The 24,440-nt window shown below is 72.3% G+C and carries 22 protein-coding genes; 12 read left to right on the top strand and 10 right to left on the bottom strand.

What is annotated here, in order from left to right:
• Positions 1–53 precede the first annotated feature (53 nt).
• Positions 54–512, bottom strand: a complete 459-nt coding sequence (locus tag ACW69E_RS10795) for an SRPBCC family protein (RefSeq protein WP_457497941.1) — start codon at positions 510–512, stop codon at positions 54–56.
• 179 nt (positions 513–691) lie between these two features.
• Between ACW69E_RS10795 and ACW69E_RS10800 the strand changes: the two genes are divergently transcribed.
• Entirely contained in the window at positions 692–1,726 is a 1,035-nt protein-coding gene (locus tag ACW69E_RS10800; protein WP_457497942.1) for an Rv2578c family radical SAM protein, read from the top strand.
• Here the strand turns inward: ACW69E_RS10800 and ACW69E_RS10805 are convergent.
• Entirely contained in the window at positions 1,713–2,297 is a 585-nt protein-coding gene (locus ACW69E_RS10805) for an N-acetyltransferase family protein (protein WP_457497943.1), read from the bottom strand. The genes ACW69E_RS10800 and ACW69E_RS10805 overlap by 14 nt on opposite strands.
• A gap of 254 nt (positions 2,298–2,551) precedes the next feature.
• Here ACW69E_RS10805 and ACW69E_RS10810 point away from each other — a divergent pair, with 254 nt between their 5' ends.
• Positions 2,552–2,791 carry a hypothetical protein gene (locus ACW69E_RS10810; protein WP_093660023.1) on the top strand — a complete coding sequence of 80 codons (240 nt, stop codon included), beginning with the start codon at positions 2,552–2,554 and terminating at the stop codon, positions 2,789–2,791.
• Positions 2,792–3,234: 443 nt separating this feature from the next.
• Here ACW69E_RS10810 and ACW69E_RS10815 read toward each other — a convergent pair whose 3' ends face one another.
• Complete coding sequence (locus ACW69E_RS10815; RefSeq protein ID WP_457497944.1) at positions 3,235–3,828, bottom strand: HEAT repeat domain-containing protein; 594 nt, start codon at positions 3,826–3,828, stop codon at positions 3,235–3,237.
• A gap of 316 nt (positions 3,829–4,144) precedes the next feature.
• Here ACW69E_RS10815 and ACW69E_RS10820 point away from each other — a divergent pair, with 316 nt between their 5' ends.
• From ACW69E_RS10820 to pssA, 9 genes are all read left to right on the top strand, one after another.
• A complete protein-coding gene (locus tag ACW69E_RS10820) occupies positions 4,145–5,929 on the top strand; it encodes a 3-hydroxyacyl-CoA dehydrogenase family protein (RefSeq protein WP_457497945.1) in 1,785 nt (594 codons plus the stop codon).
• 107 nt (positions 5,930–6,036) lie between these two features.
• Positions 6,037–6,837, top strand: a complete 801-nt coding sequence (locus ACW69E_RS10825) for a TetR family transcriptional regulator (RefSeq protein ID WP_457497946.1) — start codon at positions 6,037–6,039, stop codon at positions 6,835–6,837.
• 387 nt (positions 6,838–7,224) lie between these two features.
• The gene (gene ccrA, locus ACW69E_RS10830; RefSeq protein ID WP_457497947.1) at positions 7,225–8,562 is read left to right on the top strand and encodes a crotonyl-CoA carboxylase/reductase; all 1,338 of its coding nucleotides are present in this window, start codon (positions 7,225–7,227) and stop codon (positions 8,560–8,562) included.
• 11 nt (positions 8,563–8,573) lie between these two features.
• A complete protein-coding gene (locus tag ACW69E_RS10835) occupies positions 8,574–10,619 on the top strand; it encodes a protein meaA (RefSeq protein ID WP_457497948.1) in 2,046 nt (681 codons plus the stop codon).
• Positions 10,616–11,590, top strand: coding sequence for an HpcH/HpaI aldolase/citrate lyase family protein (locus ACW69E_RS10840; protein WP_457497949.1), 975 nt, complete (start codon positions 10,616–10,618; stop codon positions 11,588–11,590). The genes ACW69E_RS10835 and ACW69E_RS10840 overlap by 4 nt, the downstream gene beginning before the upstream one ends.
• A 138-nt stretch (positions 11,591–11,728) precedes the next feature.
• Positions 11,729–12,262, top strand: a complete 534-nt coding sequence (locus ACW69E_RS10845) for a MaoC family dehydratase (protein WP_457497950.1) — start codon at positions 11,729–11,731, stop codon at positions 12,260–12,262.
• Between the two features lies 1 nt (position 12,263).
• The gene (locus ACW69E_RS10850; RefSeq protein ID WP_457497951.1) at positions 12,264–13,469 is read left to right on the top strand and encodes an acyl-CoA dehydrogenase family protein; all 1,206 of its coding nucleotides are present in this window, start codon (positions 12,264–12,266) and stop codon (positions 13,467–13,469) included.
• Positions 13,470–13,649: 180 nt separating this feature from the next.
• Positions 13,650–14,297, top strand: a complete 648-nt coding sequence (locus ACW69E_RS10855; RefSeq protein ID WP_457497952.1) for a phosphatidylserine decarboxylase — start codon at positions 13,650–13,652, stop codon at positions 14,295–14,297.
• Complete coding sequence (gene pssA, locus ACW69E_RS10860) at positions 14,284–15,141, top strand: CDP-diacylglycerol--serine O-phosphatidyltransferase (protein ID WP_237883514.1); 858 nt, start codon at positions 14,284–14,286, stop codon at positions 15,139–15,141. Before ACW69E_RS10855 ends, pssA begins: the two co-directional genes overlap by 14 nt.
• A 380-nt stretch (positions 15,142–15,521) precedes the next feature.
• Here the strand turns inward: pssA and ACW69E_RS10865 are convergent, their stop codons facing one another.
• The 6 genes from ACW69E_RS10865 to ACW69E_RS10890 form a co-directional block, all read right to left on the bottom strand.
• The gene (locus ACW69E_RS10865) at positions 15,522–16,805 is read right to left on the bottom strand and encodes an ABC transporter substrate-binding protein (protein WP_457497953.1); all 1,284 of its coding nucleotides are present in this window, start codon (positions 16,803–16,805) and stop codon (positions 15,522–15,524) included.
• On the bottom strand, positions 16,802–17,971 hold the full coding sequence (locus ACW69E_RS10870) for a branched-chain amino acid ABC transporter permease (protein ID WP_457497954.1): 1,170 nt from the start codon (positions 17,969–17,971) through the stop codon (positions 16,802–16,804). Before ACW69E_RS10870 ends, ACW69E_RS10865 begins: the two co-directional genes overlap by 4 nt.
• Entirely contained in the window at positions 17,964–18,854 is an 891-nt protein-coding gene (locus ACW69E_RS10875) for a branched-chain amino acid ABC transporter permease (RefSeq protein ID WP_457497955.1), read from the bottom strand. Before ACW69E_RS10875 ends, ACW69E_RS10870 begins: the two co-directional genes overlap by 8 nt.
• Positions 18,851–19,669: an ABC transporter ATP-binding protein gene (locus ACW69E_RS10880; protein ID WP_457497956.1), complete on the bottom strand. Its 819-nt coding sequence runs from the start codon at positions 19,667–19,669 to the stop codon at positions 18,851–18,853. Before ACW69E_RS10880 ends, ACW69E_RS10875 begins: the two co-directional genes overlap by 4 nt.
• The gene (locus ACW69E_RS10885) at positions 19,666–20,502 is read right to left on the bottom strand and encodes an ABC transporter ATP-binding protein (protein ID WP_457497957.1); all 837 of its coding nucleotides are present in this window, start codon (positions 20,500–20,502) and stop codon (positions 19,666–19,668) included. The genes ACW69E_RS10880 and ACW69E_RS10885 overlap by 4 nt, the downstream gene beginning before the upstream one ends.
• 298 nt (positions 20,503–20,800) lie before the next feature.
• Positions 20,801–21,949 (bottom strand): glycerate kinase, encoded by a 1,149-nt coding sequence (locus tag ACW69E_RS10890; protein WP_457497958.1) that lies wholly within the window; start codon positions 21,947–21,949, stop codon positions 20,801–20,803.
• 150 nt (positions 21,950–22,099) lie between these two features.
• On the opposite strand from ACW69E_RS10890, the gene ACW69E_RS10895 reads away from it, so the two are divergent.
• A complete protein-coding gene (locus tag ACW69E_RS10895; protein WP_457497959.1) occupies positions 22,100–23,815 on the top strand; it encodes a BCCT family transporter in 1,716 nt (571 codons plus the stop codon).
• A 190-nt stretch (positions 23,816–24,005) separates the two neighbouring features.
• On the opposite strand, the gene ACW69E_RS10900 is transcribed toward ACW69E_RS10895, so the two are convergent.
• Positions 24,006–24,209 (bottom strand): type II toxin-antitoxin system VapB family antitoxin, encoded by a 204-nt coding sequence (locus ACW69E_RS10900; RefSeq protein ID WP_101257003.1) that lies wholly within the window; start codon positions 24,207–24,209, stop codon positions 24,006–24,008.
• Between the last annotated feature and the right edge of the window lie 231 nt (positions 24,210–24,440).

Raw genomic sequence — 24,440 nt, forward strand, 5'->3', positions numbered from 1 at the left:
GTGCCGGGTGAGGGCGGGGGCGCGGTGGAGGCGGGTCGGGGCGAGGTGGGCGGTCAGGCGCCCGCGCGGCCCTCGGTCTCGGCGGCGAGGTTGGCGAGCAGTTCGTCGTGGATGCGTGCGAGCCCCTTGGGGGCGAAGGTTCGCTCGAAGAAGCCGCCGACGCCGCCCGCTCCCTCCCAGGCGGCGGTGACGGTGACCCGCGAGGTGCCCTCGGCCGAGCCCGGGGTGACGGTCCAGGTGGTGACCATCGAGGAGTTGCGGTCGCGTTCGACCAGCTGCCCCTCCATGGGCTCGTCCACCTCCATCAGGCAGTCGCGGACCCGCTTGGAGGTGGCCTGGAGCTTCCAGTGGACGAGCGTGCCCTTGCCGTCGCCGCCCTCACGCACCTCGTACTCGCCGAACTGCCCGGGCAGCAGCCTGCCCCGGGTGCCGCTGTAGTCGGCGAGCGCGTCGAACACGTCCTCCGGACGGGCCGCGATCTCGCGCTGCGTGGTGGATTCGACCTGCGCCATGGCTGCTCCCCTGGGAGTCCTGGTGATCCTGGTGGCCTCGGTGGCCCTGCCGGGACGGCCGGCCGTCCCGGCAGGGCCACCGAGGCCAGCCAACCATCCACGACGCGCCCGCCCAAACCGGGGTTACCACCCGTGGGAACAGATGTTCTATTCTTGTGCGGACCGAACGAGGAGGTCGCATGCGCTGGGACAATCTGCACCGGGACGCACCGGACGCGAGCGGCACCGCCGCCCTCTTCGGCTCCGACGTGGTCACACGCACCATCGACACCCCGGAGTTCAGGGGCGTCACCTTCCACGAGGTGCGGGCCCGTTCGATCATCAACCGGGTGCCGGGCGCCTCCCGGATGCCGTTCGAGTGGACCGTCAACCCCTACCGGGGCTGCTCCCACGCGTGCGTGTACTGCTTCGCCCGGCGCAGCCACGGCTATCTGGACCTGGACACCGGGACCGGTTTCGACACCCAGATCGTGGTGAAGACCAACGCCGACCGGCTGCTGCGCCGGGAGCTGGCCTCCCCGCGCTGGCCGGGCCACCACATAGCCATGGGCACCAACGTCGACTGCTACCAGCGCGCCGAGGGCCGCTACCGGCTGATGCCCGGCATCCTGACCGCCCTGCGCGACCACGCCAACCCGTTCTCCATCCTCACCAAGGGCACCCTGATCCTGCGCGACCTGGACCTGCTGCGCTCGGCCGGAGCGGTGGCCGAGGTGGGCGTCTCGGTGTCGGTGGCCTTCCTGGACGAGGAGCTGTGGCGCACCGTCGAGCCCGGTGCCCCCGCCCCCGAACGGCGCCTGGAGGTGGTGCGCGCCCTCACCGACCACGGCATCGGCTGCGGGGTGCTGATGGCCCCGGTGATCCCGTTCCTCTCCGACAGCCCCGACAGGCTCCGTGCGACGGTGCGGGCGATCGCGGCGGCGGGCGCGACCTCCGTCACGCCCCTGGCCCTGCACCTGCGGCCGGGCGCGCGCGAGTGGTTCACCGCCTGGCTGGCCCGGCACCACCCCGGCCTGGTGGGCCACTACGAGCGGCTGTACGCCGACGGCGCCTACGCCCCGCGCTGGTACCAGCGCCGGATCACCCGACAGGTGCACGAACTGGCCGAGGAGTACGGCATCGGGCCGTCCCGGCCCGGGGCGCACCGGGGCGTTCCCGAGCCCCGGTGCGCCCCCGAGCCCGAGCCGGGCCCGACGCAGCTCACCCTGCTGTGAGGCCCGCCCCGGCCGGCTCGCGCGTGTAGCGCACCTCGGCCACGGGCGTCCCTCCCGCGTCGAAGAGCGACCTCGCCCCGTCCGGGGCGAAGCCCGCCGCCGCGTAGAAGCGGCGGGCCCGCTCGTTGCCCTCCACCACCCACAGCCGCAACCTGCGCATCCGGCGCGCCTCCGCCCGCCGCACCACCTCGGCCAGCAACGCGCGCCCGATACCCGAGCCGATGAGCTCCGGCTCCACGTACAGGGCGTACAGCTCACCGTCGCGGCAGTCCTCGCCCTCCTCGCGCCCACCGCCGCCGCTGCCGCCGTCCTCCCGGCACGGGCCGAGGGCGGCCCAGCCGGTGATGCGGCCGCCGCCGTCCACCGCGACCAGGTCGGTGACCGTCTCCCGCGTCGCGGCGAAGGTCTCCCGGCGCCGGGCGGTGTACGCGGCGGCGTCCATTCCCTCCAGGTACTCACGGGGCATCAGACGGCGGTACGCGTACCGCCAGCCCCGCACCCGCAGTGCCGCCACGGCCTCCAGGTCCGCCTCGGCCGCCTCCCGTACGCGCACCGGCTCCCGTCCGTTCACCGTCGGCCTCCCTCGCTTCCCGCTTCCGTTCCCCATTCGGACGCCTCCACCGGGGTGCGAGGAAGTGGTGCAACCCTCCCCCTGCGTTAGAGTAAAGCTGCTCGCCGACATGGTCGGCCTGCTTCCACGCCACCTCCGGGGCCACCGCTCCGTCGTCGTCCGGAGCCTCGGGGGTGGCCGCCCCCAACCGCACCGCAGAGACCCGCGGTCCGCCGCCACCGTACGGCGGTCCCGCCGGGGGAAAGGCATCAGGGATGGCCGTCTTCAAGCTGCAACTCACGGATGGCCGGGAGAGGCTGGTCGAGGCCGGGCGCGCCGGACGCACCGCCGACGGCCAGATCGTCATCGAGGACACCGACGCCCTGGGCGTGTGGGACTGCCTGGAGGAGTACCCGGCCGACCGCGTGAGGGCGGTCTGGCGCCGAGGCCCCGCCGAGAGCGGCATCTACACCTGGATCCCGCAGCCCTCCGAGGGGAGTTGGTGGAGCTACTGACGGCGCTCCGGCCCTGAACGGCGGCCGGGGGGGCGGCCGGGGGCGCGGGGCGCACCATGCACTCGCCCGCCCTCATCGGCCCACTCCGCCCGCCTCCGCCTTGGATGCATCGATTTCAAACCTTCTGTGCTGCATTTCACAAGGCCGCACACGGAAGCGGCCTGCGTTTCGCAGCCTGACGGCCGTCTCATCCCTTACGTCGGGGGAGGGTTTCCCGAGACTCCCACCTGCTGGACGCTCCCGGGGACACAGCGGGGAACGGCCGGGCGCCGCGCCACACCTCCGCCCCGGGACGGCGACCCCGGGCGCCGGGCCGGTCCCCGCCGGCCCGCATCCCCTCTGGCGCCCGGCCGGTTCCGACATCCGGCCGCGGTCGGCCGCCGGCCACCGCGGCCCGTCTCCGCAAGGACACCCACGTCGGCCCGGCGCCCGGCTCCGCCGGATCAGAGCCTGCGCAGCGCCTCGTCGGCCGCCGCGCGCAATTCCTCGCGTTCCCGGGCCGCCAGCAGCACCAGCCGGGCCCGCGCGTCGCCCAGCGCCCCGAGCCCGTCCACGCAGGCGCGGGCCACCTGCCAGTGATGGACGGGGCCGGCCAGCAGCCGGTCCAGGACGCGGATCAGGGTCGGCGCGGACTGCGGTGCGCGCAGGGCGGCCAGCAGCCGCACGGGGTGTAACGCGTAGGAGGTGCGCAGTTCGTTGGTCGCCAGCGCCGCCGCGGCGCGGGCGGTACGCGGATCGCCCAGGCGCAGCAGGGCGCGGGCCGCCGCGGCGCAGCGGGCCGGCTCGCGGTGGTTGAGCAGGAACACCAGCGTCTCGAAGGCCCGGGGGTCCCCGGCCCGGCCCAGGGTGCAGGCCGCCAGTTCCCGGGCCCACAGGGGGCGGGCGGGCGCGGTGAGTTCGGCGGCCAGCGCGTCACGGGCGGCGGCCGTGTCCCGCCGGGCCAGGGCGAGCAGCCGCCCGTACTCCTCCGGATCCGCCTCGGCCCGCAGCCGGTCCACCATTTCGCGGTCCATCGTGCCCGCCCTGCCCACCGGCACGTCACCTCCCTGTGGTATGTGCCACATTCCTGGAAGCGGTCTACCCTCTGGCATTCGGGTTACCCGCAGGTTAGCCTGCTCATCGGAGCGGTACCCCCGCTCAGTCGGACGGCCTGGTGACGCAGCCGTCCGGTGTGCAGTCGGTTCAGCGCGCATACACGCAGGTCGAGCACGGCCCCGGGACAGGGCCGCTCTCGCTCGTTCCACGCCTGCGCGACGCCGCGGGCCCGGCGCTCCCACGCGCCCCGCCCGCCCTTCTCCCCTTTCTCTCCCCCGCAGTCGTCACCGTCTCTTCACTCTTCTCTGGAGTCCCGTGATGGACCGTCCCACCCTCACCACTGTCGCCGTGGTCGGCCTCGGCACCATGGGCACCGGCATCGCCGAGGTCCTGGCCCGCGCCGGCCGCGAGGTCATCGGCATCGACACCGACGAGAACGCCGCCCGCCGGGCCGTCGCCGCGCTGGAGGCCTCCACCGCCCGCGCCGTGGAGCGCGAGCGGATCACCGAGCAGGAACGGCGCGACGCCCTCGCCCGCTTCCGCACCTTCTGCGACCTCCAGGCCGCGGCCGAGGCCGATCTGGTCATCGAGGTGGTGCCGGAGGACTACGGGCTCAAGCAGCGTGTCATCACCGAGCTGGACGGCATCGTCAAGCCGTCCGCCGTCATCGCCACCGGCACCAACGCCCTGTCGGTCACCCGGCTCGCGGCCGACTCCGCGCACCCCGAACGCGTGCTGGGGATGCACTTCTTCAACCCCGCCCCCGCGATGAAGCTGGTGGAGATCGTCTCCTGCGTGCTCACCTCCCCCGAGGCGGTCGCCGCGGTCACCGGTCTCGCCGCCGATCTGGGCAAGGAGCCGATCCCGGTCGGCGACCGGCCCGGCTTCGTCGCCGACGGGCTGCTGTTCGGCTACCTCAACCAGGCCGCGGCGATGTACGAGTCGAAGTACGCCACCCGCGAGGACATCGACGCCGCCATGCGCCTGGGCTGCGGTCTGCCGATGGGCCCGCTGGCCCTGCTGGACCTGATCGGCGTCGACACCGCCCGTACCGTGCTGGAGGCGATGTACGCCGAGTCCCGCGACCGGCTGCACGCCCCCGCCCCGATCCTGGGCCAGCTCAGCGCCGCCGGCCTGACGGGCCGCAAGGCGGGGCGCGGCTTCTACACCTACCAGGCGCCGGGTTCGGCGACGGTGGTGCCGGACGCGCTCACCCCGCGCGAGGGCGGACTGCGGGGCACCCCGCGCCAGGTGCGCTCCGTCGGAGTGGCGGGCTCGGGGACGATGGCCAGCGGCATCGCCGAGGTGTTCGCCAAGGCCGGTTACGACGTGGTGCTGGTCGCGCGCAGCGACGAGAAGGCCGAGACGGCCAGGGCCCGGATCGCCTCCTCGCTGGAGCGGTCGGTGAAGAAGGGCCGGATGAGCGCCGAGGCCCGCGACGAGACGCTCGCCAGGATCACCCCGGCCGGCTCGCTGTCGGCGATGGCGGACGTGGATCTGGCGGTCGAGGCGGTGGCCGAGGACCTGGAGGTCAAGAAGGGCCTGTTCGCGGCGTTGGACGAGGTGTGCAAGCCGGGCGCGGTGCTGGCCACCACCACCTCCTCGCTGCCGGTGGTCTCCTGCGCCCGCGCGACCTCGCGCCCGCAGGACGTGATCGGCATGCACTTCTTCAACCCCGCCCCCGCGATGAAGCTGGTGGAGGTGGTGAGCACCGTCCTGACCGGCGACGACGTCCACGCCACCGTGCGCGAGGTGTGCGCGAGGATCCGCAAGCACCCGGTGGACTGCGGCGACCGGGCGGGCTTCATCGTCAACGCGCTGCTGTTCCCGTACCTGAACAACGCGATCAAGATGGTGCAGGAGCACTACGCCGACATGGACGCCGTCGACGCGGCCATGAAGCTCGGCGGCGGCTACCCGATGGGCCCGTTCGAGCTGCTGGACGTGGTGGGCCTGGACGTCTCCCTGGCGATCGAGAAGGTGCTGCACGAGGAGTTCCGCGAGCCGGGCCTGGCCCCGGCCCCGCTGCTGGAGCACCTGGTCGCGGCGGGCTGCCTGGGCCGCAAGAGCGGGCGCGGCTTCCGCGAGTACGCGAGGCGGTGAGCCCGGCGAACCCGGCGTTCCCGCCACGGGCGGACCCCGGGTGGGGTGGGCTGCTGGACCCCGGCGGCCCACCCGCCGGCGGCGGTGCGCCGTGTAACGTTCCCCACATGTCGCAGTCCGTTCGGTCCGCCCGCCCCAACGTGCCCAGCCAGCGTCTGAAGATGCGCCGTGAGCTGGCCGCAGCCGCGATGGAGCTCTTCGCCACCAAGGGGTACGAGGAGACCACGGTCGACGAGATCGCGGCCGCGGCGGGGGTGGCCCGGCGCACCTTCTTCCGGCACTTCCGCTCCAAGGAAGAGGCGATCTTCCCGGACCACGACGACACCCTGGAGCGCGCCAAGGCGGTGCTGGACGCGGCGCCCGCTCACGAGAACCCGCTGGACACCGTGTGCCGCGGCATCAAGGAGGTCATGCGGATGTACGCGGCCTCCCCGGCGGTGTCGGTGGAGCGCTACCGGCTCACCCGCGAGGTGCCCACGCTGCGGGAGCGGGAGATCGCGTCCGTGGCCCGCTACGAGCGGCTGTTCACCCGGTACCTGCTGGGCCACTTCGACGAGTCCGCCGCGGCCGGCCGGGACGGCGACGAGGACGGCCTCGACGAGCCGCTGCTGGCCGAGGTGGCGGCGTCGGCGGTGGTCACCGCGCACAACCACGTGCTGCGGCGCTGGCTGCGCGCGGGCGGCCAGGGCGATGTGGAGGCCCAGCTGGACCGGGCCTTCGCCACCGTGCGGCGGACCTTCGGCACCGGTTTCGTCGCCGGCCGGGCGGCGGCCGACCTGCCGGCCGGGGCGGGCGGGACGAACGGTGCGGCCGGCCGTAAGGGCGAGGTGCTGGTGACGGTGGCGCGCACCGACGCCCCGCTGGACCAGGTGATGCGCACGATCGAGGAAGCCTTGCGGCGGGGCTGAGCACCACGCGGCCCCCAGGGCGAGCAGGAAACGGCACATCCGGACATAATCAGACACAATCGGACACGGACATGCGGCCGCCTCCTCCGGGAGGCGGCCACTTCCGTCTGCATTCCGCTCATGCGTGCACTCCCGATGACAACTGAGAGAAATTCTTGGCACGCAGTGTCTTGTGTGCTGGCACGCAGTGCCATAACGTGAGCGGTGTCCGGGCACTGTCCCCGCGGTCACTGCCGTGCGCCCGGGCGCCTGCGTCACAGGCACCTTCAGCGCTACCGCGCCGAGCCGCAGTACCACCGCCGAACCGACGGCACCAGCAGCTCACACAAGACCGAAGAAGACCCCAGCGACCCCTCAAGCGTCCCCGAACGCTCGCCGGAGGCCACAGTGAAGGAAATCCTGGACGCGATCCTCGCGTCGGACAGCAAGCCCGCCGACTTCGCCAACCTGGCGCTGCCCGAGTCCTACCGCGCGGTCACCGTGCACAAGGACGAGGCCGACATGTTCGCCGGGATGCCCACCCGGGAGAAGGACCCGCGCAAGTCCCTGCACCTGGACGAGGTCCCCCTGCCGGAGCTGGGCCCCGGCGAGGCCCTGGTGGCGGTCATGGCCTCCTCGGTGAACTACAACTCGGTGTGGACCTCGATCTTCGAGCCGGTCTCCACCTTCGGCTTCCTGGAGCGCTACGGCCGCACCTCGGAACTGGCCAGGCGCCACGACCTGCCGTACCACATCATCGGCTCCGACCTGGCGGGCGTGGTGCTGCGCACCGGCCCCGGTGTCAACGCCTGGCAGCCCGGCGACGAGGTCGTCGCCCACTGCCTGTCGGTGGAGCTGGAGAACGCCGACGGCCACAACGACACCATGCTCGACCCCGAGCAGCGCATCTGGGGCTTCGAGACCAACTTCGGCGGCCTGGCCGAGATCGCGCTGGTGAAGTCCAACCAGCTCATGCCCAAGCCCACCCACCTGTCCTGGGAGGAGGCCGCGGCTCCCGGCCTGGTGAACTCCACCGCCTACCGGCAGCTGGTCTCCCGCAACGGCGCCGGGATGAAGCAGGGCGACAACGTGCTGATCTGGGGCGCCTCCGGCGGCCTGGGCTCCTACGCCACCCAGATGGCCCTGGCCGGCGGCGCCAACCCCATCTGCGTGGTCTCCTCCCCGCAGAAGGCCGACATCTGCCGCTCCATGGGCGCCGAGGCGATCATCGACCGCAACGCCGAGGGCTACCGGTTCTGGAAGGACGAGAACACCCAGGACCCGCGCGAGTGGAAGCGCTTCGGCAAGCGCATCCGCGAGCTGACCGGCGGCGAGGACGTGGACATCGTCTTCGAGCACCCGGGCCGCGAGACCTTCGGCGCCTCCGTCTACGTCACCCGCAAGGGCGGCACCATCACCACCTGCGCCTCCACCTCCGGCTACATGCACAGCTACGACAACCGCTACCTGTGGATGTCGCTCAAGCGCATCATCGGCTCCCACTTCGCCAACTACCGCGAGGCGTGGGAGGCCAACCGCCTGATCGCCAAGGGCAAGATCCACCCCACGCTGTCCAAGACGTACTCCCTCGCGGAGACCGGCCAGGCCGCCCACGACGTGCACCGCAACGCCCACCAGGGCAAGGTCGGCGTGCTGTGCCTGGCCCCGCGCGAGGGCATGGGCGTGCGCGACACCGAGATGCGGGCCAAGCACATCGACGCCATCAACCGCTTCCGGAACGTGTAGAGGTCATCCCCATGGCTGAGCGCCAGAAAGACCGTCCGTGGCTGATGCGGACGTACGCCGGTCACTCCACGGCCGAGGCGTCCAACGAGCTGTACCGGCGCAACCTCGCCAAGGGGCAGACCGGCCTGTCGGTCGCCTTCGACCTGCCCACCCAGACCGGCTACGACCCCGACCACGTCCTCGCCCGCGGCGAGGTCGGCCGGGTCGGGGTCCCGGTCTGCCACCTCGGTGACATGCGCCGGCTGTTCCAGGACATCCCCCTGGAGCGGATGAACACCTCGATGACCATCAACGCCACCGCCATGTGGCTGCTGGCGCTGTACCAGGTGGTCGCCGAGGAGCAGGGCGCGGACGTCTCCGGTCTGTCGGGGACGACGCAGAACGACATCGTCAAGGAGTACCTCTCGCGCGGGACGCACGTCTTCCCGCCGGGGCCCTCCCTGCGTCTGACCACCGACACGATCGCCTACACCGTGGCGCACATGCCCAGGTGGAACCCGATCAACATCTGCAGCTACCACCTGCAGGAGGCCGGGGCCACCCCGGTGCAGGAGATCGCCTACGCCATGTCCACCGCCATCGCGGTGCTGGACGCGGTGCGCGACTCCGGGCAGGTCCCCGCCGAGCGGATGGGCGACGTCGTCGGGCGCATCTCCTTCTTCGTCAACGCGGGCGTCCGCTTCGTCGAGGAGATGTGCAAGATGCGGGCCTTCACCCGCATCTGGGACAAGATCACCCGCGAGCGGTACGGGATCGAGAACCCCAAGCACCGCCGCTTCCGCTACGGCGTCCAGGTCAACTCCCTGGGGCTGACCGAGGCGCAGCCGGAGAACAACGTCCAGCGCATCGTGCTGGAGATGCTGGCGGTCACCCTCTCCAAGGACGCCCGCGCCCGCGCCGTGCAGCTGCCGGCCTGGAACGAGGCGCTCGGCCTGCCCAGGCCCTGGGACCAGCAGTGGTCGCTGCGCATCCAGCAGGTCCTCGCCCACGAGAGCGACCTGCTGGAGTACGACGACCTGTTCGCCGGGTCGCACGTGGTCGAGGCCAGGACCGCCGAGCTGGCCGAGGGCGCGCTCGCCGAGATCGAGCGCATCCAGGAGATGGGCGGCGCGATGGCGGCGGTGGAGTCCGGCTACCTGAAGTCGCAGCTGGTCGCCTCGCACGCCGAGCGCCGGGCCCGCATCGAGTCCGGCGAGGAGAGGATCGTCGGGGTCAACTGCTTCGAGTCCACCGAGCCCAGCCCGCTCACCGCCGACCTGGACACGGCCATCATGACCGTGGACCCGGCGGTGGAGCGCGGCGTCGTCACCGCCCTCCAGCGGTGGCGCGACGAGCGGGACGAGGACCGCGCCCACCGGGCGCTCGCCGAGCTGAAGCGGGCCGCGGCCGGCAAGGACAACCTGATGCCGGCCACCCTGGAGTGCGCCCGGGCCGGGGTGACCACCGGCGAGTGGGCCTGGGCCCTGCGCGACGTCTTCGGCGAGTACCGGGCCCCCACCGGCGTGAGTTCCGCGCCCGTGGCGACCCCCGCCGAGGAGGGCTCGCGGCTGGCCGAGGTCCGCCGGAAGGTGGCGGCCACCGCCGCCGAGCTGGGCTCGGGCAAGCTGCGCCTGCTGGTGGGCAAGCCCGGTCTGGACGGGCACAGCAACGGGGCCGAGCAGATCGCCGTACGGGCCCGCGACGCGGGCTTCGAGGTGGTCTACCAGGGCATCCGGCTCACCCCCGAGCAGATCGTCTCGGCGGCCGTCGCCGAGGACGTGCACTGCGTGGGGCTGTCGATCCTCTCCGGCTCGCACGCCGAGCTGGTGCCCGACGTACTGGACCGGCTGCACCGGGCCGGCGCCGAAGATCCCCCTGGGCCTGGCGGCCCGGGTGGTACCCCCATCCCCGTCATCGTCGGCGGCATCATCCCGAACGCGGACGCCGAGGCACTGCGTGCCGCCGGGGTGGCGGCGGTCTTCACCCCGAAGGACTTCGGCATCACGGAGATCATCGGCCGTATCGTCGACGAGATCCGCACCGCGAACAAGCTCGACCCCCTGGAGGTCCCCGCATGACCACGCCCGCATCGCCGGTCAACCGGCTGCGCCCCCGCCGCTCCTGCCTCGCGGTCCCGGGCAGCAACCCCCGCTTCCTGGAGAAGGCCCAGGGCCTGGCCGCCGACCAGGTCTTCCTGGACCTGGAGGACGCCTGCGCCCCGCTGGCCAAGCCGGAGGCCCGGCACACCATCGTGAAGTTCCTCAACGAGGGCGACTGGACGGGCAAGACCCGGGTGGTGCGCGTCAACGACTGGACCACCCACTGGACGTACCGCGACGTGATCACGGTCGTCGAGGGCGCGGGCCCCAACCTGGACTGCATCATGCTGCCGAAGGTGCAGGACGCCGCCCAGGTCAGGGCGCTGGACATGCTGCTGACGCAGATCGAGACCACGATGGGCTTCGAGGTCGGCCGCATCGGCATCGAGGCGCAGATCGAGAACGCCAAGGGCCTGGTGAACGTCGACGAGATCGCCGCCGCCTCGCCCCGGCTGGAGACCATCATCTTCGGCCCGGCCGACTTCATGGCCTCCATCAACATGAAGTCCCTGGTCGTGGGCGAGCAGCCGCCCGGCTACCCGGCCGACGCCTACCACTACATCCTGATGCGGATCCTGATGGCCGCCCGCACCCACAACCTGCAGGCCATCGACGGCCCCTACCTGCAGATCAAGAACGTGGACGGCTTCCGGGCCGTCGCCGAGCGCGCCGCGGCCCTCGGCTTCGACGGCAAGTGGGTGCTGCACCCCGGCCAGGTCGAGGCGGCCAACGAGGTCTTCTCCCCCTCCCAGGAGGACTACGACCACGCGGAGCTGATCCTGGACGCCTACGAGTACTTCACCTCCGAGGCGGGCGGCAGGAAGGGCTCGGCGATGCTCGGCGACGAGATGATCGACGAGGCCAGCCGCAAGATGGCGCTGGTCATCGCGGGCAAGGGCCGGGCCGCCGGCATGGAGCGGACCTCGAAGTTCGAGCCGCCGGCCGCCTGAGCCCCACCACCGCGGGCCGCTCCCGGCTCCCCGCCCTTCCTTATCCCGCCGCCCCCCCGGGGCGCCGGAGAGGGGCCGGGGAGGGGGGCGGCCCGGTCCGGTACCCCGTTCTTCCACCACACCACGGAGACTCACACCATGCAGTTCGGCCGCACCTACGAGGAGTTCGAGGTCGGGGACGTCTACCGGCACTGGCCCGGCAAGACGGTCACGGAGTACGACGACCACCTGTTCTGCCTGCTGACCATGAACCACCACCCGCTCCACATGGACACCAACTACGCCGAGAGGACGACGGACTTCGGCAGGAACGTGGTGGTCGGCAACTACATCTACTCGCTGCTGCTGGGCATGTCCGTGCCGGACGTCTCCGGCAAGGCGATCGCCAACCTGGAGATCGAGTCGCTGCGGCACGTGGCGCCGACCTTCCACGGCGACACGATCTACGGCGAGACCACCGTCCTGGACAAGACGCCGTCGCGCTCGAAGTCCGACCGCGGCATCGTCCACGTCGAGACCAGGGGCTACAAGCAGGACGGCACCCTGGTGTGCGTCTTCCGCCGCAAGGTGATGGTGCCCACCGCCGAGTACATCGAGGCGCGCGGAGGTGAGCAGCCCGGCCGCCCCGAGCTGCGCACGGACGGGCGGGACTCCGGAAAGGGAGGCAAGTGACATGGGGCGCCTGGCGCAGACCGAGGGCCTGACCGACATCCAGCGGGAGATCGTCTCCACCGTCCGCGGCTTCGTCGACAAGGAGATCATCCCGGTCGCCACCGACCTGGAGCACCGGGACGAGTACCCGACGCAGATCGTGGAGGGCCTCAAGGAACTGGGGATCTTCGGTCTGATGATCCCGGAGGAGTACGGCGGCCTCGGGGAGTCGCTGCTCACCTACGCCCTGTGCGTGGAGGAGATCGCCCGCGGCTGGATGAGCGTGTCCGGCATCATCAACACCCACTTCATCGTCGCGTACATGCTCAAGCAGCACGGCACCGACGAGCAGAAGGAGTACTTCCTGCCGAGGATGGCGGCCGGCGAGGTCCGCGGCGCCTTCTCGATGTCCGAGCCGGGCCTGGGATCGGACGTGTCGGCCATCACCACCAAGGGTGTGCGCGACGGCGACGAGTACGTCCTGACCGGCCAGAAGATGTGGCTGACCAACGGCGGCACCTCCTCGCTGGTGGCGGTGCTGTGCCGCACCGACGAGGGCCACCCCGACGGCACCGCCCCGCACAGGTCGATGACCACCTTCCTGGTCGAGAAGGAGCCGGGCTTCGGCGAGGTCAAGCCGGGTCTGACGATTCCCGGCAAGATCGACAAGATGGGCTACAAGGGCGTCGACACCACCGAGCTGATCCTGGACGGCCTGCGCGTCCCGGCCAACCGGGTCCTGGGAGGTGCGACCGGCCGCGGCTTCTACCAGATGATGGACGGCGTCGAGGTCGGCCGGGTCAACGTGGCCGCGCGCGGCTGCGGCGTGGCCCAGCGCGCCTTCGAGCTGGGCGTCTCCTACGCCCAGCAGCGGCACACCTTCGGGAAGCCGATCGCCCAGCACCAGGCAATTCAGTTCAAGTTGGCCGAAATGGCCACCAAGGTGGAGGCCGCGCACGCCCTGATGGTCGGCGCCGCACGGAAGAAGGACTCCGGGCAGCGCAACGACCTGGAGGCGGGGATGGCCAAATACCTCGCCTCGGAGTACTGCAAGGAGGTCGTGGAGGACGCGTTCCGCATCCACGGCGGCTACGGTTTCTCCAAGGAGTACGAGATCGAACGGCTGTACCGTGAGGCCCCGATGCTCCTGATCGGCGAGGGCACCGCCGAGATCCAGAAGATGATCGTGGGACGCCGACTCCTGGAGGAGTACAAGATCCAGGGGTAGAATGCCTTATTCGGGGTGTTTTCCCTTCAAGGGGACGACACCCCGAACCGAGGCCTTCCGGGGAGCCCGCGGTCCCGACAGGTGCTCTGGCTTGCCCAGTTGCCACCGGTAACCGATAGCATCCCGGGAAAGCCGCCGTCCCCCGTGTTTACGCGGCACCCTCCGCTACGAAGGTCATCCATGCCCCACAGCTCATCCTCTGCACAACGCGGCCGCGTCCGTCTCGCGCGCGGAGCGTCGCCGTGGCTCCTCCCGACCGTCGCCACCGCCGCCCTCAGCCTGGCCCGCTCCAGGCGCTCGAGAGGCGCGGCCGTGGCGGCAGTGCCCGCCACCGCCCTGGCGGCGGGCATGCTGTGGTTCTTCCGCGACCCCGAGCGAGAGATCGCCCAGGGCCGCGTCATCTCCCCGGCCGACGGCGTGGTGCAGAGCATCATGCCGTGGAAGGACGGGCGCACCCGCGTCGCGATCTTCATGAGCCCGCTGAACGTCCACGTCAACCGCGCCCCGCTGGCGGGCACGGTGACGTCCGTCGAGCACGTGCCCGGCGGCTTCGTTCCGGCGTTCAACAAGGAGAGCGAGAACAACGAGCGGGTCGTCTGGCACTTCGACACCGAGCTGGGCGACATCGAGATGGTCCAGATCGCCGGCGCCGTGGCCCGGCGGATCGTTCCGTACATCGAGCAGGGCGCCAAGGTCGAGCAGGGTGAGCGGATCGGCCTGATCCGCTTCGGCTCCCGTGTCGACCTCTACCTCCCGGAGGGCGTCGAGGTCGCCGTCGAGGTCGGCCAGCCCACGACCGCGGGGGTGACTCGCCTTGACCGTGATTGACCCCAAGACCCAGTGGGTCCCCGAGGCAGGTCCGGAGGACGACGGCGACGAGATGGGCGACATGCCGCTGTCCATGCGGCTGTCGATAGCCGACGCGCTCACCCTGGGCAACGCCACCTGCGGCTTCCTGGCGGTGTACTTCACCACCACCGGCGTCCTGATCCCCCATCTGACGGGCAACGGCGACGGCGGCATGGCCCGGCACAGCGCGGCGACCGCCGTGATGCTGATGCTGCTGGCCTCGGTCTTCGACCTCTTCGACGGGCTCGTGGCGCGCAAGCTGCGCAGCTCGGCGATGGGCGCGGAGCTGGACAACCTCTCCGACCTGATCAGCTTCGGGCTGGCGCCCGCGTACTTCGTGCTGGTCTGGGGGATGGTGGCCAACGACGCGCACCAGGGGGTCTCGGCGCTCGCCGGGATCGTGGTGGTGCTGGCGGTGGTGCTGCGGCTCGCCAGGTTCTCCTGTCTCACCCTGCCCAACGGGGTGTTCCAGGGCATGCCCAGCCCCTTCGGGGCGCTGACGGTCGTCTCGATCGTGCTGCTGGAGCTGCCGTTCGTCCCGACGCTGCTGGCCATCGTCGGAGTGGCCTGGCTGATGGTGAGCCGGGTGGAGTACCCCAAGCCGCGCGGGCTGCTGGCCGTGGCGATGCTCGGCTGGATCGTGCTGAGCATGGGCCTGCTGACGGCCTGGGCCTTCGACGCCCCGGGCGGTGAACTGCTGCTGCAGACCGGCTGCGCGCTGCAGCTGGTGCTGGGCGCGGTGATCCCGCTGTTCGCCACCGCGCGCCGGGTCAACACCTTCCGCGACAACCGCCGTGAGGCACGGGCCGCGGCCCAGCCCTAGCCGCCGACCGGTCCATAGCCCATACCTCGGGCGCCGGACGGATTCCATGGAATCCGTCCGGCGCCCGGTGTTTTCCCGCCTTCTCCTCCTGTTCCGCGCCTTCCCGGCTCTCGCCGGAATACACCAGCGGATTTGCCGGGGGACACCGGCGGGCCGTGCCGGACCCCGGCGGCCGGAAGGGGTACGGGGCCGCGGGAGCACTCCGGGCGGGGCGCGGGCACGGTACCGGCGGGCGAGCGGGACACGGTGCGGGCGGCCCCGCGTCGCGGAACGCCACGGGGCCCGGGCTCGTACGAGCCCGGGCCCCGTCCGCATTGTCCGCACCGTCCGGCCCGTCCGCCCCCCGTCACGGCGGGTACGGACGCCTGGTCAGCGCACAGTCACTCCTCGAAGGAGAACGCCTGCGCGTTCTTGGACGCCTCCGCCTCGCGGAGCACCTTCAGCCCGCCCTTGGTCTTCCCGTCCGGCTTGAGGATGAAGGTCTCCCGTGTCGAGGGCAGCTCCGGGTCGGTGAAGTCGTGCCGGATGCCGAAGCCCCCGTCGTGGTCCTCCATGGAGGTCAGCGCCTTGACCACGCCCTCCCGGGTGAGGTCCTTGTCGTCGCACGCCTGCTTCAGCGCCGCGCCGAGGACGGAGGCGGCGCTCCAGCCCGCGGCCACACCGTTGTCGAGGATGTCGTCGGGGTAGGCCTTGGCGTACTCCCGGGCCAGCCTGGCCGGCTCCGGCTCCTCCGACCCGATGGGCAGGGTCGAGGCGGCCACGTAGTAGTCCTTCTGCAGGACCGGGCCGGCCTGGGTCTTCAGCAGCTGCGGCGCGAACGCCGAGTTGTTGCCGATGATGGGCACGTTCAGGCCGCCGGCCGCCGAAACGCCGACCAGGGAGGCCGCCTGGCGCGGCCCGGCGCTGATCACGACGGCCTTCACACCGGCCTTCCTGAACGCCGCCACCTGGGCGGACATGTCCTCGTCGGTCGGCTTGATCTTCTGCTCCACCAGGGTCAGCCCGGCCTTCCCGGCCGCGTACTGCGCGCCCTTGAGGGCGTTCTCGCCGTAGTCGCCCTCGAAGTAGACGTGGCCGATCTTGTCGCCCTCGGCGATCCTCCCCTCCTCCAGCAGGAACTCGATCGCGTTGACCGTCTCCACGTCGTAGGTGGCGCCGATGACCCGGATGTACTCGCTGCCCAGCAGGTCGGCGGACCAGGCCTGCGGCAGCACCAGCACCTTGTGCTGGCCGTCGATGCGCTCCTTGACCGCGCTGACGAACGGCGAGCCGAGGAACTGCACGAAGCCCACCACCTTGGGCTGCAGCTCGGTGTAGGCGGGAATCGCCTTGCCCGCGTCGTAGCCGTGGTCGCGGACGGTCAGCTCCAGTTTCCGCCCGCAGATCCCGCCGTCGGCGTTGATCTTGTCGATGTAGAGCTGCTGGGCCTGGGTGACGCTCTTGCCCAGGGAGGCGTAGACACCGGTCATGTCGGTGAGGGCGCCGATGCGGATGGTGTCGTCCGTCACGCCCTTGTCGGTCCGCACGCCGTCGGCGCCGGTGCCGCCGGAGTCGCCGCCGCCCGCCTTGGAGCTGCATCCGGTGGCGATGAGGGCGAGGGCGGTCGCGGCGACCACCGCGGCGGTGCGCGCCGTGTGCTTCTTCTGCGTCTTCACAGTCTTCATGCCTCGTCTTTCTGGGTGTGACCGCGGCGGGCGGCGAGCCGCACCAGGCCGCCCGGCAGGAACAGCACGATCGCCACGATCGCGGCGCCGTACAGGTAGCGGGACATCTCGCCCGGTGCGACCCCGCCCGTACCGGGGGCGGAGACCAGGGGCAGTGCCTCGCTGTAGCGGGTGAGGAGCTGGGGCAGCAGGGTGACGAACACGGCCCCCGTGACGGCTCCGGAGACCGAGCCGAGACCGCCGATGACGATCATGGCCAGGTACTCCAGGGCCAGGACGATGCCGAAGTACTCGGGCACGGTCTGCTGGAAGACCAGTGCCAGCAGCACCCCGGCCAGGCCCGCGTACATCGAGGACAGGACGAACACCCCCGCCCGCTGGCGGGCCACCGGCACGCCCATCACCCCGGCCGCGATCCGGTGGTCGCGGATGGCGTTCAGCGCCCGGCCGGGGCGGTCGCGCAGCACGCCGTGCGCGAAGAAGGCGCACACCGCCAGCAGAACCAGCCCGGCGTACCAGAGCTTCTCCATCGACTGGAACGGCACGGCGGCGACCATGGTCTCGGTGTCGTCGAAGGTGATGCCCAGCAGCGACAGCGGCGGGACCGGGCGGCCGTTGTAGCCGCCGGTCAGGTCGTGTGCGTTGAGCAGCACGTGCTGGCCGATGAAGACCAGTGCCAGGGTGGCGATGCCCAGGTAGGCGCCCCGCAGCCGTCCGGCGATCGGGCTGAACAGCCCGCCGGCCGCACCGGCCATGGCCACCGCGCCGGTCACCGCCAGCCAGCCGGGCAGGCCCAGGCCGGTCAGCTCCCCGTCCCGGTCGCCGGCCAGCACGCAGTAGCCGTACGCGCCGACGGCCAGGAAGAAGGAGTGGCCCAGGGAGAGCTGGCCGGTGGCGCCGGTCAGCAGGTTCAGCCCGATCGCGCCGATGGCGGCGGCCATGGCCAGCAGCCCGGCCTGGAGCCAGAAGCGGTCGAGGTAGAAGGGCAGGGCGAGCAGCAGCAGGCCCGCCGCGGCCGTCGCGGCCACCGTGTAAGGGGCGGTGCGGCGCGGCGGCCGGAGGCGGGCGCGCGCCCGGCGGCCGCGCCCGGTGGTGGCCCCGGACGCCCCGGATTCCCCGGTCGCCCCGGCGGACTTGGTGGTCGCTGCGGTGGTGGGTTCAGACACGGGACAGCTCCCTCGTTCCGAACAGGCCCGCCGGGCGCACCAGCAGGACCAGGAGCATCACCAGATAGGGGGCGAGGTCGCCGATGCCCCGGCCCAGGAAGGTCAGGTCGCTCTGGTAGCCGGCGGCCATGGACTGGGTGACGCCGATGACCAGTCCGCCGACCAGGGCCCCGGTCGTGGAGTCCAGTCCGCCCAGGATCGCGGCGGGGAAGGCCTTGAGCGCCACCAGGGAGGTGCCGCGCTCCAGGCCGGGGGTGGGGAAGACGGTCAGGAACAGGGCGGCGACCGTGGCCAGTCCGCCCGCCACCGCCCAGGCCGAGGAGGAGACCCGGCCCAGCCGGATGCCCATCAGCGCCGCCGTCTCGGGGTGTTCGGCCACCGCCCGCATCGCCACGCCCCAGGAGGTGAAGCGGAAGGCCAGCAGGAAGGCGCCGATGATGAGGGCGGCTGTGACGAAGGCGGCCACCCGGGTCTGCGGGATGCTGACCGATCCGAAGGTGAGCACCCGGTCGCCCCACGGGTCGTTCATGGGCAGGACACGGGCGCCGATCTGCCGGGTCAGCTCGGTGACCAGCACGATGTCGACGCCGATGGTGACGATGGCCAGCACGCTGTGGTCGTGTCCGCGGTAGCGGCGGATCACCAGGAACTCCACCAGCGCGCCCACCACCGCCGCGCCCGCGACGCCCACCAGCAGGGCCGCGAGGAAGCCGAGGTCCTCCCGGAGCACGGCGGTCAGATAGCCGCCGGCCAGCAGCAGCGAGGCGTGGGCGAAGTTCACCACCTCGGTCGCCTTGAAGATGATCACGAAGCCGAGTGCGATCAGCGCGTAGACCGATCCGATGGACAGCCCGCTCAGCAGCAGTTCGACGAAGGTCGTCATGCGCTCGCCGCCTCCTGTCCCAGATAGGCGCGGACGACGGCGGGGTCTCGCTGGACCTCGTCGGGTGTGCCGTCGGCGATCCTGCGGCCGAAGTCGAGTACGGTCACCGCGTCGGCGAGCCGCATCACCATTCCCATGTCGTGCTCCACCAGGACGATCGAGATGCCGAGCCCCTCGCGCACGCCCGCGATCAGGGAGGCGGTGCGGCGGCGTTCGTCGGCGGTCATGCCGGCCACGGGCTCGTCCAGGAGCAGCAGCCGGGGTTCCATGCACAGCGCGCGGCCGAGCTCGACGAGTTTCTGCAGCCCGTACGGCAGTGAGCCGGCGGGCTGGTCCAGATAGGGCTCCAGACCGGTGAACCCGGCTATCTCCCGCACCCGTTCGCGGTGCCGGGCCGCCTCGCGCGCGGCCTGCGGCAGACGGAGCCCGGCGGCCAGGTAGCCGGTGCGGGTCAGCCGGTGGCGGCCGAGCATCAGCGTGTCGGCGACCGTGGTGTACGGGGAGAGCGCGATGTTCTGGAAGGTGCGGGCCACGCCGAGGGAGGCGATCGCGTGCGGCGCCAGCCCGGTCAGTTCCTCGTCGCCGAAGCGGACGCTGCCCGCGGTCGCGCGGTAGACGCCGGACAGGACGTTGAAGGTGGTGGACTTGCCCGCGCCGTTGGGGCCGATGACGGCGTGGACGCTGCCCGGTTCGACGGTGAAGGAGACGGCGTCCAGCGCGGTGAGCCCTGCGAAGCGGACGGTGAGGCCTTCCACCCGCAGCGCGGGGACGTCCTCCCCGGCGGGTGCCGGTTCCCGGGTGCCGGAGGTGCTCACGCCGACCACCTGCGCAGGGGCGCGGCCGGGCGCGGGGCTCCTCCGGGCACGCTCCCGGCACCGGCGCCCTCCGGGGCGCCCACGTGCCCGGCGTCGTCGGTGATGCCCAGGTAACGGCGGCGCACCTCGTCGGAGGCGGCCAGCTCGTCCGCGTCCCCGGCCAGGACCACCTCCCCCACCTCCAGGACGACCGCCGAGGAGGCCAGGCGCAGCGCGATCGCCGCGTTCTGCTCGACCAGCAGCACCGAGGTGCCCTGGGCGTTGATCTCCCGCACGGTCTCGGCGATCCGGTCGGCCATCAGGGGGGCCAGGCCGAGGGAGGGTTCGTCCAGGAGCAGCAGCTTGGGGCGGGCCATCAGGGCGCGGCCCATGGCGAGCATCTGCTGCTCGCCGCCGGAGAGCAGCCCGGCCCGCTGGTGCGCCCGCTCGGCCAGCACCGGGAACAGCTCGTGGACCCGCGCCTGCGCCCCGGCGGCCGCCCGGCGGCCCCCGGCCGCGCCCAGCGCGCCGGCGCGGAGGTTGTCGGCCACGGTCATCCGGGCGAACACCTGCCGTCCCTCGGGCACCTGCACCACTCCGGCGGCCACCACCTGAGCGGGGGTCAGGCCGTCCAGCCGCCGTCCGGCGAAGGACACCGTGCCGGAGGCGATCGTCCCGCCGTGGAAGCGCAAGGTGCGCGAGACGGCGCGCAGCAGGGTGGTCTTGCCGGCGCCGTTGCCGCCGAGGACGGCGACCACCGCGCCCTCGGGTACGTCAACGGAGACCGAGTTCAGCGCCCGTACCGGGCCGTAGCCCACGGACACCCCCCGGACCTCCAGCGAAGCGGCCGTCATCGGCCCTCCTCTTCTTCCGTCCTGTCCCCCGGTGGGCTCCACCGGGATCACGGCGCTCACCCCAGCACCGGCCGGAAGGGCCGTCCACGGCCGGTGGGCGAATCGCTGCCGGTGACCAGAGGTGCCCGGGCCCGGCTGTGCACGGGCACAGCGGATGCCCGCCCTCCGCTCCCGGGCGGAGGGCGGGGCGTTGCGGAAGGGTCCGGGGACGGCCGCGCCGGGCAGGCCGAAGGCCCGGACCGCGCGGTCCGGGCCTTCGGTGCGTCGCGAAAGCGGCGTCGTGCGCCCTACGGGCAGGTCACAGGCGGTCGGCCGCCAGTGTCTCGGCCACCCGCTCCAGTAGCGGACCGGCCTGCGCCATGCAGACGGCCGGATCCGGTTCGAGGTCGGTCAGGGCGTACGCCGCCTCGATCCCGGCGGCCCGCATCTCCTCCTCGCCGATGGCCAGGCGCCCGCACACCGCGACCACCGGCAGGCCCGCCCGGCGGGCGGCGGCGGCCACCCCGGCGGGGGCCTTGCCGCGCAGGGTCTGGGCGTCCAGCGAACCCTCGCCGGTGATCACCAGATCGGCGCGCTCCAGGGCCCCGGCGAAGCCCAGCACCTCCAGCAGCACCTCGATACCGGGCCGGAAGGAGGCGTCGAGCGCGGCCAGGGCGGCGTAGCCGACACCGCCGGCCGCGCCCGCGCCGGGCCGCTGTGCCAGGTGCGCGGCGCGCGGGCCGAGAACGCCCTCCAGTACGCGGGCGTAGTGGGCGAGCGCGGCGTCCAGGAGCTCCACGTCCGCCTCCCGCGCCCCCTTCTGGGGGCCGTAGACGGCCGCGGCTCCGTGCGGACCGGTGAGCGGGTTGTCGACGTCGCTCGCCAGGACGATCTCGACATCCCTCAGCCTCGGGTCCAGGCCCGACAGGTCGGCCGTCGCCAGGTGGCGCAGCGGTCCGCCGCCGGGCTGCAGCGGCCTGCCGCCGTCGTCGAGGAAGCGGGCGCCGAGCGCGGTGAGCATGCCCGCGCCGCCGTCGGTGGTGGCGGAGCCGCCCACGCCCAGGACGATCGTGCGCGCCCCCGCCTCCAGCGCCGCCAGCAGCACCTCGCCGGTGCCGTAGGTGGTGGCCGACAGCGGGGCGAGGACGCCCTCGGGCATCTTCTGGAGGCCGGACGCCTGGGCCATCTCCACCACGGCGGTGTCGCCGCGCAGCGCGTAGGAGGCGGTGACCGCCTTGCCCAGCGGCCCGGTGACCGCCGTCTGGCGCAGCGCGAATCCGGCGGCGACCGCCGCGTCGACGGTGCCGTCGCCGCCGTCCGCGACGGGCAACGCCTCGACCTCGGCGCCGGGGCGGGCCCGGTGGATCCCGGCCGCGGTGTGCCCGGCCACCTGGGCGGCGGTGAGCGACCCCTTGAACTTGTCCGCGGCGATCAGCACGCGGCCTGTTTCGGTGTGTGTCGTTTCCACGCGGTCTCTCTTGTGTCTCGAACAGGCTGTCGCGCCGTCTAGACCCTACCGGTGGCGGGCATGCGGGACCACGATGCGCCATCGGACGGCCCGCGGCAGCTCGGCGCGCCCGTCCGACGAACCGGAAGAACCATTTCATAGTTGGGTGATATGAGCACCGATGTGAGCAATCCGCCCCAGGAACCCGTCCCGGAGGCGGCCCGGAAGGACCCGCCCCCGGACACCAAGGTGATCGCCATCGGGGTGGTGGCCGTGCTGGCCGTGGTGGCCTGGACGGCCATCGGCACGGACGGTTTCTCCTCCGTCTCCACCACCGCGCTGAACTGGGTACTGGGCAACTTCGGCTGGCTGTTCACCCTGGCAGCCGACCTCTTCCTGGTGCTGTGCCTGGTGATCGCGGTCAGCCGCTTCGGCCGGATCAGGCTCGGCAAGGACTCCGACGAGCCGGAGTTCTCCAACCTGGCGTGGATCGCGATGATGTTCAGCGCCGGCATGGGCATCGGCCTGATGTTCTACGGCGTGGGCGAGCCGCTGACGTACTACGTCGATCCGCCGCCCTTCGGCGACATCCAGGGCGGCACCGGCACCGCCGAGCGCGTCGCGCTGGAGTACTCCTTCTTCCACTGGACGCTGCACCCCTGGGCGATCTACGGCGTGGCCGGCCTCGCCCTGGCCTACGTCACCTTCCGCAAGGGCCGCGGCAACCGGATCAGTTCGGTCTTCGTCCCGCTGCTGGGCGAGCGCCGCGCGAACGGCTGGCCCGGCCGGGTCATCGACCTGCTGGCCGTCTTCGCCACGGTCTTCGGCACCGCCACCAGTCTGGGTCTGGGCGCCCTGCAGGTGGCCAAGGGGCTGAACCTGACGGTCGGCTGGGACGACAGCCGGGAGATGCAGCTGCTCATCATCCTGGTGCTGTCGGCCGCGTTCGTCGTCTCGGCGTTCTCCGGACTGCACCGGGGCATCAAGTGGCTCAGCAGCATGAACGTGGTGCTCGCGGCCGGGCTGATGCTCTTCGTCTTCCTGCTGGGCCCGACCGTGTTCATCCTCGACGCGATTCCGGCCGGAGTCGGCGCCTACCTCCAGGACCTGGTCGTGCTCTCCTCCCGGACCGGCGCGTTCGGCAACAAGGACTGGCTGGGCACCTGGACGATCTTCTACTGGGCCTGGTGGCTGTCGTGGGCGCCGTTCGTGGGCACCTTCATCGCCCGCATCTCCCGCGGCCGCACCATCCGCGAGTTCCTGACCGGCGTCCTGCTGGTGCCCAGCGGCGCCACGGTCGTCTGGTTCTGCGTGATGGGCGGCAGCGCCATGCGGCTTGACGACACCGGTGAGGCCGACATGGCCGGGCGGCTGGAGGACGGCGTGGAGGCCTCGCTGTTCGGCCTGCTGGAGGCCCTGCCGCTGGGCACGGTCACCTCGGTGATCGCGATGATCCTGGTGATGACCTACTTCGTCACCAGCGCCGACTCCGCCTCCCTGGTGATGGGTTCGCTGACCTCCGGCGGCGCGCTGCACCCGCGCGAGTGGCTGGTCGTCACCTGGGGTGTGCTGATGGCGGCGGTGGCCGCCGTGCTGCTGGTCGCAGGCGGTCTGGACGGGCTGAAGACGGGGACGATCCTGGTGGCGCTGCCCTTCGTCGTGGTGATGCTGGCCCTGTGCTGGTCGCTGGTGAAGGAGCTGCGCGAGGACCCGGGCGCCGGGCCGCCCCGCCACCATCCGCTGCACGGGGCGCGCGAGGCCATCCGGGCGATGGTCGGCGAGGCCGTCAGCGAGCAGCAGAGCGCCCGTCGCCATCCGCGGCTGCGGCGGGCGGCCGGGGGTGGCAAGGCGCCCGCACGGGACGGGGAGGACTCCCAGGGCTCCTGACTCCTCCGGTGCCTCTCCCGGCGGGGGCCGCCCCACCGGGAGAGGCCTGGCGTACGCGCCCCCGGCCGGTACCGGCCGGGGGCGCGGCTCCCTCACGCGCGCGGCCTGCCCGGTCACGGCACCGGTGCGGGGGATGGGCTCCGCGCCCGGACCGGCCGGCTCCGGACACGGGATCCCTCCCGTGGCGGGCTCAGCCCTCCTGGATCCTGGGCGTTGTGTCGATCTCCCGCAGCCGGGCCTCCGCCTCCTCGCCCGTGCGCGTCTCCGTGCGGTGGCCGCGCGCGACGTAGTCGCGCACGACCGCCTCGATCGCGTCACGGGGATTGCCGATCCCGCTCAACACCATGACCTCGACGACCAGTTCGGTGTCGAGTGAGATCTCCGTCTTCGCCATGGCGGCACTCTAGCCCCCGCCCGGCCGGGCGGGGAGCCCGTCGCGAGAACCCGCCGGAGCCGGGAGCCCGGGGCGCCGGACGGGGACCGGCCGCGCGCGCCGGTGCCGCGCCGGCCGGGGTTCACCCCCGCTCGCCGCCTCCCCCGGCCTCCGGCCGGTGTGCCCCCATGCCGCGTCGGCCGGAAGCCCGGACAGGACGACCACATGCGGCTTCCGGCCGCCCGGCGATCG

It is taken from the genome of Streptomyces sp. SS8 (assembly GCF_054072955.1).

Excerpts from the sequence above, each read along its gene's own strand:
- ACW69E_RS10795 (WP_457497941.1), bottom strand. The coding sequence starts at position 512 with ATGGCGCAGGTCGAATCCACCACGCAGCGCGAGATCGCGGCCCGTCCG.
- ACW69E_RS10800 (WP_457497942.1), top strand. The coding sequence starts at position 692 with ATGCGCTGGGACAATCTGCACCGGGACGCACCGGACGCGAGCGGCACC.
- ACW69E_RS10810 (WP_093660023.1), top strand. The coding sequence starts at position 2,552 with ATGGCCGTCTTCAAGCTGCAACTCACGGATGGCCGGGAGAGGCTGGTC.
- ACW69E_RS10820 (WP_457497945.1), top strand. The coding sequence starts at position 4,145 with ATGGACCGTCCCACCCTCACCACTGTCGCCGTGGTCGGCCTCGGCACC.
- ACW69E_RS10825 (WP_457497946.1), top strand. The coding sequence starts at position 6,037 with ATGTCGCAGTCCGTTCGGTCCGCCCGCCCCAACGTGCCCAGCCAGCGT.
- ACW69E_RS10835 (WP_457497948.1), top strand. The coding sequence starts at position 8,574 with ATGGCTGAGCGCCAGAAAGACCGTCCGTGGCTGATGCGGACGTACGCC.
- ACW69E_RS10840 (WP_457497949.1), top strand. The coding sequence starts at position 10,616 with ATGACCACGCCCGCATCGCCGGTCAACCGGCTGCGCCCCCGCCGCTCC.
- ACW69E_RS10845 (WP_457497950.1), top strand. The coding sequence starts at position 11,729 with ATGCAGTTCGGCCGCACCTACGAGGAGTTCGAGGTCGGGGACGTCTAC.
- ACW69E_RS10850 (WP_457497951.1), top strand. The coding sequence starts at position 12,264 with ATGGGGCGCCTGGCGCAGACCGAGGGCCTGACCGACATCCAGCGGGAG.
- ACW69E_RS10855 (WP_457497952.1), top strand. The coding sequence starts at position 13,650 with ATGCCCCACAGCTCATCCTCTGCACAACGCGGCCGCGTCCGTCTCGCG.
- ACW69E_RS10865 (WP_457497953.1), bottom strand. The coding sequence starts at position 16,805 with ATGAAGACTGTGAAGACGCAGAAGAAGCACACGGCGCGCACCGCCGCG.
- ACW69E_RS10875 (WP_457497955.1), bottom strand. The coding sequence starts at position 18,854 with ATGACGACCTTCGTCGAACTGCTGCTGAGCGGGCTGTCCATCGGATCG.
- ACW69E_RS10885 (WP_457497957.1), bottom strand. The coding sequence starts at position 20,502 with ATGACGGCCGCTTCGCTGGAGGTCCGGGGGGTGTCCGTGGGCTACGGC.
- ACW69E_RS10895 (WP_457497959.1), top strand. The coding sequence starts at position 22,100 with ATGAGCACCGATGTGAGCAATCCGCCCCAGGAACCCGTCCCGGAGGCG.
- ACW69E_RS10900 (WP_101257003.1), bottom strand. The coding sequence starts at position 24,209 with ATGGCGAAGACGGAGATCTCACTCGACACCGAACTGGTCGTCGAGGTC.